General features: G+C 33.6%; 16 protein-coding genes. 12 read left to right on the top strand and 4 right to left on the bottom strand.

Features of this window, described 5'->3' with window-relative positions; genetic code table 11:
- The first annotated feature begins 11 nt into the window (after window positions 1-11).
- The 6 genes from LKL37_RS16830 to LKL37_RS16805 all read left to right on the top strand — a co-directional run bounded on the left by LKL37_RS16830 (window position 12) and on the right by LKL37_RS16805 (window position 4,347).
- The gene (locus LKL37_RS16830) at window positions 12-1,010 is read left to right on the top strand and encodes an acyltransferase family protein (protein ID WP_431611652.1); all 999 of its coding nucleotides are present in this window, start codon (window positions 12-14) and stop codon (window positions 1,008-1,010) included.
- Between the two features lie 266 nt (window positions 1,011-1,276).
- Window positions 1,277-1,999: a DUF1796 family putative cysteine peptidase gene (locus tag LKL37_RS16825; protein ID WP_431611651.1), complete on the top strand. Its 723-nt coding sequence runs from the start codon at window positions 1,277-1,279 to the stop codon at window positions 1,997-1,999.
- A 39-nt stretch (window positions 2,000-2,038) separates the two neighbouring features.
- Complete coding sequence (locus LKL37_RS16820) at window positions 2,039-2,230, top strand: hypothetical protein (RefSeq protein ID WP_431611650.1); 192 nt, start codon at window positions 2,039-2,041, stop codon at window positions 2,228-2,230.
- Entirely contained in the window at window positions 2,230-2,397 is a 168-nt protein-coding gene (locus LKL37_RS16815) for a hypothetical protein (protein ID WP_431611649.1), read from the top strand. The genes LKL37_RS16820 and LKL37_RS16815 overlap by 1 nt, the downstream gene beginning before the upstream one ends.
- Window positions 2,398-2,410: 13 nt before the next feature.
- Window positions 2,411-3,397: an acyltransferase family protein gene (locus LKL37_RS16810; protein ID WP_431611648.1), complete on the top strand. Its 987-nt coding sequence runs from the start codon at window positions 2,411-2,413 to the stop codon at window positions 3,395-3,397.
- Window positions 3,398-3,408: 11 nt separating this feature from the next.
- Window positions 3,409-4,347, top strand: a complete 939-nt coding sequence (locus LKL37_RS16805) for a glycosyltransferase family 2 protein (RefSeq protein ID WP_431611647.1) — start codon at window positions 3,409-3,411, stop codon at window positions 4,345-4,347.
- Window positions 4,348-4,421: 74 nt separating this feature from the next.
- Here LKL37_RS16805 and LKL37_RS16800 read toward each other — a convergent pair whose 3' ends face one another.
- A complete protein-coding gene (locus tag LKL37_RS16800) occupies window positions 4,422-5,456 on the bottom strand; it encodes an acyltransferase family protein (RefSeq protein WP_431611646.1) in 1,035 nt (344 codons plus the stop codon).
- A gap of 169 nt (window positions 5,457-5,625) precedes the next feature.
- Between LKL37_RS16800 and LKL37_RS16795 the strand changes: the two genes are divergently transcribed.
- From LKL37_RS16795 to LKL37_RS16785, 3 genes are read left to right on the top strand one after another with little or no spacing between them, the layout of a single operon-like run.
- Entirely contained in the window at window positions 5,626-6,168 is a 543-nt protein-coding gene (locus LKL37_RS16795) for an acyltransferase (RefSeq protein WP_431611645.1), read from the top strand.
- Window positions 6,168-7,007 carry a glycosyltransferase family 2 protein gene (locus LKL37_RS16790; RefSeq protein WP_431611644.1) on the top strand — a complete coding sequence of 280 codons (840 nt, stop codon included), beginning with the start codon at window positions 6,168-6,170 and terminating at the stop codon, window positions 7,005-7,007. The genes LKL37_RS16795 and LKL37_RS16790 overlap by 1 nt, the downstream gene beginning before the upstream one ends.
- Window positions 7,007-8,161, top strand: a complete 1,155-nt coding sequence (locus LKL37_RS16785) for a glycosyltransferase (RefSeq protein ID WP_431611643.1) — start codon at window positions 7,007-7,009, stop codon at window positions 8,159-8,161. Before LKL37_RS16790 ends, LKL37_RS16785 begins: the two co-directional genes overlap by 1 nt.
- A 2-nt stretch (window positions 8,162-8,163) precedes the next feature.
- Here the strand turns inward: LKL37_RS16785 and LKL37_RS16780 are convergent, their stop codons facing one another.
- From LKL37_RS16780 to LKL37_RS16770, 3 genes are read right to left on the bottom strand one after another with little or no spacing between them, the layout of a single operon-like run.
- Window positions 8,164-8,922 carry an SDR family NAD(P)-dependent oxidoreductase gene (locus LKL37_RS16780; protein ID WP_431611641.1) on the bottom strand — a complete coding sequence of 253 codons (759 nt, stop codon included), beginning with the start codon at window positions 8,920-8,922 and terminating at the stop codon, window positions 8,164-8,166.
- The gene (locus tag LKL37_RS16775; protein ID WP_431611640.1) at window positions 8,922-9,155 is read right to left on the bottom strand and encodes a hypothetical protein; all 234 of its coding nucleotides are present in this window, start codon (window positions 9,153-9,155) and stop codon (window positions 8,922-8,924) included. Before LKL37_RS16775 ends, LKL37_RS16780 begins: the two co-directional genes overlap by 1 nt.
- A 27-nt stretch (window positions 9,156-9,182) precedes the next feature.
- Entirely contained in the window at window positions 9,183-10,154 is a 972-nt protein-coding gene (locus LKL37_RS16770; protein ID WP_431611639.1) for a 3-oxoacyl-ACP synthase III family protein, read from the bottom strand.
- A gap of 146 nt (window positions 10,155-10,300) precedes the next feature.
- Here LKL37_RS16770 and LKL37_RS16765 point away from each other — a divergent pair, with 146 nt between their 5' ends.
- The 3 genes from LKL37_RS16765 to LKL37_RS16755 are packed head-to-tail and all read left to right on the top strand — an operon-like array spanning window position 10,301 to window position 12,876.
- A complete protein-coding gene (locus LKL37_RS16765; RefSeq protein WP_431611638.1) occupies window positions 10,301-10,777 on the top strand; it encodes an acyltransferase in 477 nt (158 codons plus the stop codon).
- Window positions 10,778-10,783: 6 nt separating this feature from the next.
- Window positions 10,784-11,914, top strand: coding sequence for a glycosyltransferase (locus LKL37_RS16760; protein ID WP_431611637.1), 1,131 nt, complete (start codon window positions 10,784-10,786; stop codon window positions 11,912-11,914).
- Window positions 11,896-12,876, top strand: a complete 981-nt coding sequence (locus tag LKL37_RS16755) for a glycosyltransferase family 2 protein (RefSeq protein WP_431611636.1) — start codon at window positions 11,896-11,898, stop codon at window positions 12,874-12,876. Before LKL37_RS16760 ends, LKL37_RS16755 begins: the two co-directional genes overlap by 19 nt.
- Window positions 12,877-12,882 lie beyond the last annotated feature (6 nt).

Below are 12,882 nucleotides of genomic sequence, written 5' to 3'. Positions count from 1 at the left end.
TCCGTCCGGTTATGAAACTTAACAATCTCCAGATATTAAGAGGGATTTCAGCGTTATTGGTATGTTGTTTCCACTTTCGTGAAACCATCAATTTACCAGGGCTGAATCTTGGCGATCTCCTATTCAAAAAAGGGAGTATCGGTGTCCCCGTATTCTTTATTATCAGCGGATTTATAATGGCTTTTACCACTCAAAAAATAAATTTCAGTAAGGACTCTTTTCAGCAAATTATTTTGTTTTACAAAAAAAGAGTGATCAGAATTGTTCCGCTGTATTATCTTTTGACATTTGCCGCAATGATACCAGGAGGCAGTTTCCTGCTGTATTTTTATGGATCCGGGCTTCATGAGCTTATCCATTCATTGTTATTTCTTCCAACCAGGAAGGGATTCCCGGTGCTATTCTTAGGCTGGTCTTTAAATTTTGAGATGTTCTTTTATCTTATATTCGGGCTCTCATTATTTTTCAAGGAAAAGAGGTATTATTTCATAGCAGGTTTTTTCATTCTGACATCAATTTTAAGTTCCTTCATTCAATTTGAAAGCCCTTATCTGCAGATGGTAACTCACTCTCTGAATCTTTATTTTGTTGTGGGGATTCTTTTTGCTCTTTTACTGAACAAATATACAGTCCCAAAGAATTGGGCTGCCATAATCTCTGTAATAGGAATATCCTCATTCATACTGGTTTTACTTAGTATTATTCCAATTGATAATGATTGGGTAAAATTGTCCATTATTTCCACGTTTGTCTTTGCTTTTCTGACCTTTGATTATATCTTCCATTTTAAAGGAAATAAATTATTGATCTTCCTCGGAGACATTTCTTACTCATTGTACTTATCACATCCTTTTGTGGAAATTGTTTTGAAAAGATTTAAAGTTGAAGGCTATCTCAGCATTCCTTTTTTCCTTCTTAAAATTGTTTCGGTCATTATAGTGGCTTCCCTTCTGTATTATTTTGTAGAGAAAAAAATTACGAATTATTTAAAAGTGAAATTAAAAGCATAATTTGACATTAAATTTTCAAAGAAATTTTCAAAAATTTCATTATAAATAAATTTTACCCACAAGCTAAATAAAGCACACTTAAACGGGACAACAACTCTACTAAACGAATTATATTCTCTAAAAACAAAACATAAAAGGTTTTTACACATTCCCTAAAGAAAACATTCACCCAAAAACACAAAAAAATAACTCATTATGATTTAACTTTTATATATGTGACAAATCAAATACGCGCATATATAAAAATACAAGTGACTTTATTCAAGATGAAAATACCTTTATTTTACATCCCAAAAACCAGACATAAATATTTTCTGGAAATTAAAAAAAAATACAAATCAGAAAAGTATATTATCCCTATTGGTAAAGACTGCCACGCAGCTCATTCATTAGATATTCTCAACATCAGAAACCAGAGTCTGCCTTATGACTGGATACGCTTAAGATCTATGTCCGGACTTAGAACAGTAAGTCAGAATATTCAGGAACGCTTTACATTTTTTCTTTCTGATCTTAAAAGAAACGAAAAAGGAAACACCTACGCCGAAAAATATCCGGAAGCGGAGTTCACCCATGCCAAAGCAGTGATAGATGATCCAAAGCTCAGAAGTACCTTTGAAAAAAGGTGTCAAAGAGCACTTGATATCATTAGCCATCAGTCTGTAGCCTTTCTTCATATTATAGAAATTACCAAGTTCGGATTCGAGGAAGCTAGCTCATTTTGTACTATGACAAAAGATTTTACAAAAATTTTAAAGCCGGAAGACTCCCTTCATATTTACATGCGCTTTGATGAAGAAATAGAAAATGAAGAGATATGCAATTTTCTCCTTAACGAAATTCCAAAAATTCCTCAGGTATACATCACAACATATGTTCGGGAGAAAACCAAACACGGGATCTGGGGAAATGAAAATGAATATCCTCAATTATATAAATCACTTAATTTAAAAATCAAAAGGGTATTTCCGATCATTGCTATCAAATAAAAAGCTTAGTTTTACATGCATAAAACATAATCCGATAAAATGAAAATTTCTGTAGTTATTCCCGTCTACAATGCTGAGAAATATGTTTCCCAGGCTGTAGAATCTGCCCTTCAGTTCGACGATGTGCATGAAGTAGTATTATCATCAAGGCAATACATGACAAAAGTGCTCATATCTCTCCGGAAAACAGTAAGGATATGTACATTCAGTTTGTCCATCAATATAACTTAATGAATATTACCTCTAAACATAAAGCCGTTCCAGAAGTAGATTTTTCAGAATACAGAATGACAGAAGATACCAAATTTACAATAGGTGGGTTCAAAACACTTCGCCACAATATTGCCAGAATACTGTTTGTAATGGGGTTTATTTTGAAAAAGATCTTTAAAAAATAAAATTCATACAATCATGAAACTTAACAATCTTCAGATATTAAGGGGAATCTCAGCCCTATTGGTATGCTGTTTTCACTTTCATAAAACGATAAATATACCTGGGATGTACCTTGGCAATATTCTATTTGCACAAGGACATATTGGTGTTCCTGTATTCTTTGTTATTAGTGGATTTATAATAACTTTCACTACTCAGAAAATAAATTTCAGCAAGATCTCTTCTCAGCAGATTACTTTATTTTACAAAAGAAGAATTATCAGAGTTGTTCCGCTGTACTATCTTTTGACATTTGCAGTAATTTTTCTATATTCTCATCGGCCTGGACTTTATGAGCTTATTCATTCATTATTATTTCTTCCGACTAAGGAGATATACCCGGTACTTGAGGTTGGTTGGTCTTTAAATTTTGAGATGTTCTTTTACCTTATATTTGGGTTCTCATTACTTTTTAAAGAAAAAAGATATTATTTCATCATAGGATTTTTCGTTCTGGCTTCAGTTTTAGGATATTTTATTCATTTTGATAGTCCCTATCTGTTAATGGTAAGCAATTCACTAAATCATTATTTTGTGATGGGAATTCTTTTTGCACTTTTACTGAATAAATATACAATTCCCAAGAAATGGGCAGCAATAATTTCTGTAATAGGGATAGTATCATTTATACTTGTTTTGCTTAGTATTATTCCACTAGATAATGATTGGATAAAATTGACAATCATATCCATATTTGTCTTTTCTTTCTTAACTTTTGATTTTGTATTTCATTTAAAAGGAAACAGATTTTTAATTTTTCTAGGAGATGTATCCTACTCCTTATATCTCTCCCATTCTTTTGTAGAGATTATTTTAAAAAAGTTGAAAGTTGAAGTTGAGGGTTACCTCAATCTGCCTTATTTCCTTCTTAAAATCATTATCGCCATTGCACTGGCTTCATTTCTATATTATTTTGTAGAGAAAAAAATAACCCATTATTTAAAAATAAAATTAAAAGCATAATACAATAAAAAATGAAAATTTCTGTAGTTATTCCCGTCTACAATGCCGAGAAATATGTTTCTCAGGCTGTAGAATCTGCCCTCCAGTTCGACGATGTATATGAAGTAGTATTAGTAGAAGACAAATCTCCAGACAATGCATTAGAGGTATGCCGGGAACTTGCTGAAAAATATGACAGAGTAAAGCTTTTTCAGCATCCTGACAAAGGAAATCACGGAGCCGGTGCCAGCAGAAATCTGGGAATGGAAAAATCAGAAGGAGATTTCATTGCATTCCTTGATGCCGATGATTACTATCTTCCGAACCGTTTTGATGCAGAAAGAGAACTGTTTCCCAATACAGAGGTAGACGGAGTTTACGGTGCCATTGGTGTCCATTATTATTCTGAAAAAGCAAAAGAACAATATTATAAAGTCTTTGGTGACCGCCTGACTACGGTTTATAAAAAACACCATCCTAAAGATGTATTTCCGGGACAGCTTAATATGAAAGGTACTTTTGGGCTTTTCAGTATTGATGCTTTAACGATCCGAAAAAGCTCTTTAAAAAATCTGGAGTATTTCTTTAAAACTCATTTAAAACTTCATCAGGATACAGAGTTTCTATTCAGACTCTCCTACTATTTAAATTTATATCCGGGAATTCTCGATAAGGCAGTGGCTGTAAGAGGAGTTCACGAGAATAACAGAATTACCAAAATAGATGCAAGAGAAGTAAAACCTGCATCTACAAGAGTTCTACTTTGGAAGGAGGTCAATCATTGGGCTGAAAATGAAAATACCATTCCTGATGACATTAAGCTTCACATTAAAAGAGTATACAGAAGCTTCCAGATTGCCAATGCTCCTTTTTTGAAAAAATGGGGAATGATTACAAAGTATCTGTTGACAGATTATAAAAGTATACGTTCTGGAATATACAATATCAACTTCAGAAAAGATTTGTTCTAGATTAGAGTATTCTAAGATAGATATACTGTCTGGCTATAAAACTAAATGTTTAGTTTTATAGCCAGACACTCATTTTAACGCTTTACAAAATGAATCTTTCTTAAAAGATCACGCATCGGTTTTTCAATAAATTGGTAAAAAATTGCTGAACTGAACAGCATAACAATAATGTAAATTACAAATACAATATCAATACTGAATGTGTAGTGCTGCCATTCTAAAAATTCTCTTACAAGATAGAGAACAGGAATATGAGTGATGTATATACCATAGCTTATTTCGCCAAGATACTCCAGCGGCTTCAGTGAAAAGAACCTGCTCACTCTTCCATTATTAGCTGAAATCAAAATAATTGCGGGAACAAAAAGCAATGCCATTAAACCGTTGTGATAGAAAAGCGGAACAAACATCAGAGATATGAGGATTAATAAGAAAACAATGATAACCTGACGATCGTAATTTTTTTGTTTATAGTTTCTGACGAAAAATATTCCTGCCAGATTACCGATCAGAAATTCATTAAGGTGCCAGAAAGGAAAATAATACAAAAACTCATGGCTTTTCGTGTGAGGCCCTTCATAAGCTCCATACACCGGATATAAGTTCGAAAACACCTGAGTTATTAACCACAATCCAATTGCAAATATCCAGATTGTTTTATTTTTTTTAGAATAGAAATAGTTATATAAAAAAGGAAAAAGAAGATAGAAGAAAAACTCTACGGAAATAGACCATCCGGGAAAATTCAGAATCATTGCTTCTCCCGGTATCCAGCTCTGAATTCCCAATCCGTATAAAACCAGTTTATACCAGTCGAACATCTCATACCTCGTCACGAAATACAGCAGAAGCCCCAGCATATAAAGCGGATAAATTCTTGCAAATCTGTTTTTATAGAATTCCAGATAATCAATTTTATCTTTTTTATGATAGGCAATGATCATAATAAATCCTGAAAGAATAAAAAAATAGCTTACTCCCACATTCGCTCTTAAAAAAAGATTGGAAATATAATCTATCTTATATAAAAACAGATCTTTATTGAAATGGGAAATAACAATTGCCATAGCGGCAACAAACCGGGTAAATGTAATCTGACTTATTTTCACAGAATCCTAAAATGCTTAACTTTATCAAAACTTAGCCATATCAACACTGAAGGCCTGTCTTATTTCATATAAAGTGTTAATTTTAAGGCACAAAAATAAGATTTATTATTATAATTATGTAAAAACAAATTATATTTGTACCCTACAAATGTGAAAAATAAATTTAGGTATGCTTGATGAAATTTTAGCAAAAATTCAACGTAGGAGCCAGATTTCTCGTCTCAAAAAACACCCTCAGGTTTCTTTTAAGGGCATAAAGCTTGGGATCAGTGATCATTTTGTTCTGCATGAAAATTTAAAGAAAGTTACAATTGGCAGCTCCGTCAGTTTCAGAAACTATACCCATGTTCTTGTGGAGAAAAATGCCACTTTGGAAATCGGGAATAACTTTTTCATGAATAACTTCTGTTCCATTAATTGTCTGGACAGTATTTCAATAGGTGACAATACTTTATTCGGGGAAAATGTAAAGCTGTATGACCATAACCACGCGTACCAGTCTCACCCTGAATACAAATTATTTTCATCTGAGTTCACCACTGCCCCCATCAAAATTGGAAGCAACTGCTGGCTTGGAAGCAATGTGACTGTTTTAAAAGGAGTTACCATAGGAGACAACTGCATCATTGGTGCAGGATGTACCATTCACAAAGATATTCCACCTAATACAACTGTAATCAATCATCAAGATTTAATATTCAAGGAACATTAATGAAGTTTTCTATACTTATTGCACACTATAACAACGCTCTTTTTTTCAAAGACTGTTTTGAAAGTATCCTTCAGCAAACCTATACAGACTGGGAAGCAATCATTTTAGATGATGCCTCATCAGAAAGTGAAAAGAAAAAGGTTCAGAAAATAATTTCAAATGATAAAAGGTTTAAATTTTTTGAAAATGAAAAAAATTCCGGTGTAGGAGTGACAAAAAGCAAACTGATTGAGCTGGCGGATGGAGACATCTGCGGATTTCTGGATCCCGATGACGCTATAAGCCCGACAGCCATTCAAAAATGTATGGAAATTTTTCAGGCAAAAAAAAATACAGTCCTTACCTATTCCAGATTTATGACATGTGATCAGAATCTGAAGCCTATTTCCCCGTTCAGATCCGCCATGCAGGTACCGAATGGTGATCCTTATTTTTTTAATTTCCCGATCCAGATTGCTCATTTCGTAAGTTTTAGAAAAGCTGTTTATAAACAAACTGAAAAAATGAATCCCAACCTAAAAATCGGGGAAGACCAGGATCTGTATCTTAAAATGTATGAGAAAGGAAAGGTTCAGTTTATTAATGACACCAATTACCTTTACAGAACACATCAGGGAGGAATTTCCCAGAATGACAATAAAAAGAAATCTCATGAGTATTTCGCTCAGGTGATTTTCAACACAATGAAACGAAGAGGCCTCACAATCATCAATGGTCAAAAAGTTCCTGATCATTATACAGGAGCAGATGAGATCTTTGACCTGTTGCAATATCAGCACCAGCTGCCTTTCCGTATTAAGAAAAAAATAAAAATTACTTTACAATCAATTTTCGGTTAATGTTAGAAAAAAAAATAAAAATTTTGTTCAGACACCGTTCCATGGAAATGGGAGGCGTAGAAAAAGTTTTGTTGGGACTTCTCAACAACCTTAATCCTGACAAATTTGAAATAACGGTATGCCTCACCCTTAACCAGGGTAAATTACGTGATGAACTTCCAAAACATATCAGAAAAATATATCTTACAGATGGAAAAGAAGATTTTTCCACCAACTCTCTTTTACAGAAACTTCAGCTTGCTAAAAGAAGATTAAAACTAAGAAAGCTGAAAAATAACCCATCCATTGCAGACAGGCTTATCAATGATACTTTTGATATAGAAATCGGGATGGATTACAGGGATTATGATGCGATCCTGAATTCTACTCATACAAATTCCAAAAAGATAGGATGGTTTCATTCTGAGGTCAATGTACCACAGTTTCAGCCATTGGTTCCGGATATTTTAAAGAGTTTTCCCCAGTTTGATCATATGGTATACTGCTCTCATAAGATAAAGGATATGATGCATGAGTACTATCCTGACCTTAATTATCCGGCTGAAAGTGTGATCATCAATCCTATTCCTATTGAAGAAATCAAACATAAGGCAGAAGAAAAGCTTGATAATTTCCCTGAAGGACCTGTTTTTGTTTCTATTGGAAGACTTCATTCAAGGAAGGGATATCACAAACTTATTGAAGCCCATACAAGGCTTATCAATGATGGTTTCCATCATACGATTATTGTGATTGGTGACGGTGGAGAAATGAAAAATCTTAAGGAGCAGGCAGCCGCTAACAATGTGGAAAAGACATTCATTCTGGCTGGAAATCAAATGAATCCTTATCCTTATATCAAAAAAGCAGATTATTTTGTTCTTCCGTCAGAATCTGAGGCATGGCCATTGGTAATTGCTGAAGCATTAATTCTTCAAAAGCCGATTGTGGCTACCAATGTAGGAGATGTGGGATTGATGATCAAAGACAAAGAAACAGGATACCTCATCAGTTATGATGTAGATGAGATGTATAAAGGAATAAAAGCCTTCCTTACAGATCCTGCTCTTGTTCTTCATATCAGAGAAAATCTCAAAAATATTGAAAGTCAGTTTGACAATAAGAAAATATTTGACAGTGTAGAAAATATTATAGAAACACTGTACAAACAATAAGTTTATTGGGCGGAATATCCTCCGTCAATCACAAGATTCGACCCTGTGACCCATCTTGAGGCATCAGACAATAGAAAAATACAAGCATTCGCTACATCTTTAGGATCACCTATTCCCAGCGGATGCTTTTTTATGATTTCTGATGAAGCTTCATCACCAATATCTTCAAACATTTTTTCCAGAATCGGAGTATTAACCATTGCTGGGCTTATGCTGTTGACACGGATATTACTTCTGGAAAGTTCTATAGCTAATGAACGTGCTCCTGAAATGACAGCTCCTTTACTGGCGGAATAAGCCGCTTTTCCTGCCTCTCCTACCATTCCTGCAACAGAAGAAATAAATACAAAGCTGGAAGTTTCATCTTTATATTTCTTTAAAGATAAAATTTTAGCAATTTCAAGACCGGCAATCACGTTGACTGCAAATATATCCTGATACAACTGAGGATTGTGCTTTTTTAACGGTAACGTTTTTTCAATACCGGCACAGTGTATAAATCCTGCTATTTTACCTAATGTTGAAACTTTATCGGCAATGATTGCTTCAAGGTTTTCGGATTGGGTAATATCTTCAGTGATGGTTTCTACTTTTGTTTCAGGATTAAGCATAGAAACGGTTTTCATCAGTTCATCATGGTTTCTTCCCACAAGAATAAGATCAGCACCACTCTTACTGCATTCTACAGAACAGCTTCTCCCGATCCCGGAAGAAGCGCCTGTAATGAGAATAATTTTATTTTTTAATGAGAAAGCATCCATTAATCTTCAAAATTTTCTTTTCCTATAACATTCATCAGATCTGAAACAGTTTCGATATCTTTAAAATGCTTTGTATCAATTTTTTTGCTAAAATTTTCATCTACAAATGCAATAACAGAAAGCAGGCTGATAGAGTCGTAACTTTCCAGAGATTTCAAATTCGTTTCAGTAGTTAATGTGTTATCTTCCTCCAATTCTTCCTGTAGTTTTTCTAAAAAAACGGATGTCTTCATATTTTATAATTTTAAATGTTTGTTATTTTAAATTTCCATAATAGTAGCTCCCCATGAGTATCCTACTCCGAATCCTGCCATTAAAACTTTATCCCCTTCTTTTAACATTCCTTTGTCCATCATGTTTTTAAGAGCAATAGGAATAGTTGCAGAAACGGTATTCCCGGTTTTTTCCATATCAATATAGAACTTTTCTGCCGGTATTTTTGTTTTTTTTCTTAAATAATTCAACATAAAAGAATTCGCCTGATGAAAAACAAAATGGTCAATATCATCCATCGTCATTCCATTTACTTCCAGTGTTTCTTTTACCAGTCCCGGGATATTTTCAATGGTAAAATTAAAAATCTCAGGGCCATTCATATAAATATTTTCAGGGCTGAATTCATGCTCCGGATTCAGTTCAAAATCTTTTTTGAAAGCGCCTTGTTTTACGATAAGGTTTTCAGCACCACTTCCGTCTGTTCCAAGACAAAACTGATAATCATTGCCTTCTGCTTTTTCAACAATTGTTGAAGCAGAAGCATCCCCAAATATGCTTCGGTTTCCTTTATCATCAGGATGAATATGCTTGGTATATGTTTCTGAAGTAACCAAAAGAATACTCTTTGCAATTCCGGCAGAAATCAATCCTTTTGCAAAAGCCAATCCATAAACAAATCCTGAGCAGCCAAGGTTAAAATCTATAGCACCGATGTTTTTTCTAAGCCCCAGTCTGTCCTGCAAAATACAGGCCGTCGTAGGCAGAAAATATTCTGGACTTTGGGTACAGAACAAAATAAAATCTACTTTGTCTCTGTCATAATTTTCGAAAATTTTTTCTGAAGATTGTACAGCCATATCCAGTACAGTCTCACTGTCTGAAGAAATATGACGTTGCGAAATACCTACTTTCTCCTGGATACGTTCGGAGCTCCATTCCGGGAAAAGTTTCTCAAGATTCTCATTAGTTAATACTTGCTGAGGCAGATAATATTCTATTTTTGAAATTTTCATCATATTAATAAATTCTTTTTCTTTGCAAAAGTAACGAAAACAAATTTACGCTTGTGATGATTTTTATATTCCGAATCATATTAAAAATAGACTCTCTATATCATAATTTTTTGAATAGAGCCAATCTTGAAGTGGCCAAATACAGAGGTATGAAAGTAGGAAAAAGCTTTAACATGCCTGATAAAATATATTTTGGTACTGAGCCTTATCTTATCGAAATTGGTGACTATGTGAATATCGCCGGAGATGTAAGATTTGTGAATCATGGCGGAACCACTACGTTATTAAGAAGACTTCCCGGTTATGAAGATGCCAGAATTGTGGGAAGAATAAAGATCGGAAATAACTGTACTATTGGCCTCAACTGTGTAATTATGCAGGATGTACAGATAGGAAATAACTGTATTTTAGGAGCCAACTCTGTGTTGTCACAATCTATGCCTGATAATACGGTTTTTATTGGAAATCCAGCACAATTTCTATGTACCATGGAAGATTATGGTGATATCGTTCTTAAAAACAACCCGGAATATCCGAGAGAACTTGAAAAAGACAGAAAAAAATTTGATGAATATATAAAAGAAAACCTCCCTTATAAATTCAAAAAAGCAAGGAGAATTAAATAAACACAAATGGAACGAAAAAAAATCTTATTTATATATTATCAAAATACTAAACCCGGAGGTGTAGCCAAAGTACTGTCTCAGCTCACTTCAGAACTGGCAGAGTTAAATTATGATATCGAAATTCTTTTCCTATTGGAAGCTCATCAGGATTTCTACCCCATACATCCTAAAGTAAAAAAGCACTACATTAATGCTTTTGGTGACAAATATTCCAGATTTGGAACCTCTATCTATAAAAAATACAATAAAATTCCAAAAATATATAATATTTACTCTTACCTCTACGATTTTGGAACATACAGGGTTTTAAACCAATGGATCAACGAAAACCATCAGAATTATGATATTATTGTTTCCTGCTGGTATAAAATTTCATCGATGCTGGCTGTCAATAGCAAGGTAAGTAAGAAAACAGTTGCATGGGAACATACCAACTACCAAATTGGTGGATTTCTTTATTATAATATTTTGCGGAAGTATTATAAAAAGCTGCACGCCATTGTTGCTCTGACACAGGCATCGCTGGATCACTATAAAAAAATGAATCCAAATGCAGTCATTATCTCCAATATTATTGGTGATAATTATGAAAATGTTGACCTGGATATTGAAAAAAAAGAAAATATCATCTGTACGGTAGGTAGACTGCACCCTGAAAAAAATATCGCTGAATTTATTGATATCATCAAAGAATGTAATATAGGGGAAGATTGGAAAATAATTATTGCAGGTAATGGCTCTCAAATGGCTTTACTAAAAGAGCAGACTCAAAAGCTTGGCCTTCATAATATTGAGTTTCTCGGAGATATTCCTCAGGAGGAAATATTAGAACTATACAAAAAATCAAAAATCTTTTGTATGACCTCATTAAATGAGGGACTACCTACGGTTCTTATTGAGGCAATGTTCTGCGGCAATGCTCTTATTGCCTATGATTGTCCTACAGGTCCTTCTGAAATCATAAATGCCAGTAATGGCCATCTGATTAAGATGCGTGATAAGGAGAATTATATAATTAAATTGAAACACCTGATTAATAATCCACAGGAACTCACTGATCTCATGATATCCAGTAAAATGGAATCTGAAAAATGGAGTAAAGAAAAAATAATACCACAATGGGAGAAGATACTTTAGAGCACAATGCGTATATATCTGTCATCATTCCAGTATATAATTCTGCAGACAGTCTGCATCAATGTATTGATTCTATTTTAGGACAAAACTATGAAGATTTCGAATTACTGCTAGTTAATGACGGCTCTGTAGATCATTCTTTAGAAATAATGAATTCATTTACTGAAAAAGATCAAAGAGTCAAAGTCATTAATAAAATTAAAAACAGTGGGGTAAGTGATACAAGAAATACGGGTGTCTCTCATGCAAAAGGAAAAATCATCTGTTTTATAGATTCTGATGATTGGGTTGAAAAAAATTACCTCCAGGTTTTTATTGATAATTATATATCGCCTGACACTCTTCTGCTTCAAAATATTATAAGAGGTAAAGCCAGAGATCTCCATTATAAAACCTATCAAGTAGAAACTGATTTTACAGAATTATTTGTTAGAAACAATTTACTTTATTTCGGAGCACCTTATGCTAAATTTTTTGAAAGGGAAATAATAACCGGAAATAGGATTACTTTCAACAGAGAAGTTAGCTATGGTGAAGATTTGATGTTTTTCTTAGAATATCTAAAGCACATTAAAAATGTAAAAATCATTGATGCAGCTCTCTATCATTATGAATTTACTGAAAGTTCATTGAGTAGGTCAAAACATTCTTTTGAACCCTTATTCAAATTACATACTGCCATTAAGGATTTTATTTTTTTGCATAAACAGCAGTCCGGAAAAGAAATAAAAAAATATGTCTATCAGGTAGACTGGGATATTATTGAATCCAGCATAGATCAAGGAATTATTGGTAAAAACTTAAACAGAGAAGAAGCGCATAAAAACCTGAGCCGTTTAGCATCATCCATAAATATCAATTATTTTTTATATACAGGGTTTTACAGAAAAGCTTTATTTTTACTTCTCAAAACCAGACAATTTCATTTCCTCCTGAAACTTAAAAGAAATCTAAATAAATAACACTAC

Source organism: Chryseobacterium sp. 'Rf worker isolate 10' (assembly GCF_050753305.1).
Taxonomy (GTDB): domain Bacteria; phylum Bacteroidota; class Bacteroidia; order Flavobacteriales; family Weeksellaceae; genus Chryseobacterium.
The sequence above is the reverse complement of the archived record's forward strand: the minus strand, read 5'-3'. Positions and strand labels throughout refer to the sequence as shown.

What these genes read in the sequence shown, in the direction of transcription:
- LKL37_RS16830 (WP_431611652.1), top strand. Translation starts at nt 12, where the DNA reads ATGAAACTTAACAATCTCCAGATATTAAGAGGGATTTCAGCGTTATTG.
- LKL37_RS16825 (WP_431611651.1), top strand. Translation starts at nt 1,277, where the DNA reads ATGAAAATACCTTTATTTTACATCCCAAAAACCAGACATAAATATTTT.
- LKL37_RS16820 (WP_431611650.1), top strand. Translation starts at nt 2,039, where the DNA reads ATGAAAATTTCTGTAGTTATTCCCGTCTACAATGCTGAGAAATATGTT.
- LKL37_RS16815 (WP_431611649.1), top strand. Translation starts at nt 2,230, where the DNA reads ATGAATATTACCTCTAAACATAAAGCCGTTCCAGAAGTAGATTTTTCA.
- LKL37_RS16810 (WP_431611648.1), top strand. Translation starts at nt 2,411, where the DNA reads ATGAAACTTAACAATCTTCAGATATTAAGGGGAATCTCAGCCCTATTG.
- LKL37_RS16805 (WP_431611647.1), top strand. Translation starts at nt 3,409, where the DNA reads ATGAAAATTTCTGTAGTTATTCCCGTCTACAATGCCGAGAAATATGTT.
- LKL37_RS16795 (WP_431611645.1), top strand. Translation starts at nt 5,626, where the DNA reads ATGCTTGATGAAATTTTAGCAAAAATTCAACGTAGGAGCCAGATTTCT.
- LKL37_RS16790 (WP_431611644.1), top strand. Translation starts at nt 6,168, where the DNA reads ATGAAGTTTTCTATACTTATTGCACACTATAACAACGCTCTTTTTTTC.
- LKL37_RS16785 (WP_431611643.1), top strand. Translation starts at nt 7,007, where the DNA reads ATGTTAGAAAAAAAAATAAAAATTTTGTTCAGACACCGTTCCATGGAA.
- LKL37_RS16780 (WP_431611641.1), bottom strand. Translation starts at nt 8,922, where the DNA reads ATGGATGCTTTCTCATTAAAAAATAAAATTATTCTCATTACAGGCGCT.
- LKL37_RS16775 (WP_431611640.1), bottom strand. Translation starts at nt 9,155, where the DNA reads ATGAAGACATCCGTTTTTTTAGAAAAACTACAGGAAGAATTGGAGGAA.
- LKL37_RS16770 (WP_431611639.1), bottom strand. Translation starts at nt 10,154, where the DNA reads ATGATGAAAATTTCAAAAATAGAATATTATCTGCCTCAGCAAGTATTA.
- LKL37_RS16765 (WP_431611638.1), top strand. Translation starts at nt 10,301, where the DNA reads ATGAAAGTAGGAAAAAGCTTTAACATGCCTGATAAAATATATTTTGGT.
- LKL37_RS16760 (WP_431611637.1), top strand. Translation starts at nt 10,784, where the DNA reads ATGGAACGAAAAAAAATCTTATTTATATATTATCAAAATACTAAACCC.
- LKL37_RS16755 (WP_431611636.1), top strand. Translation starts at nt 11,896, where the DNA reads ATGGGAGAAGATACTTTAGAGCACAATGCGTATATATCTGTCATCATT.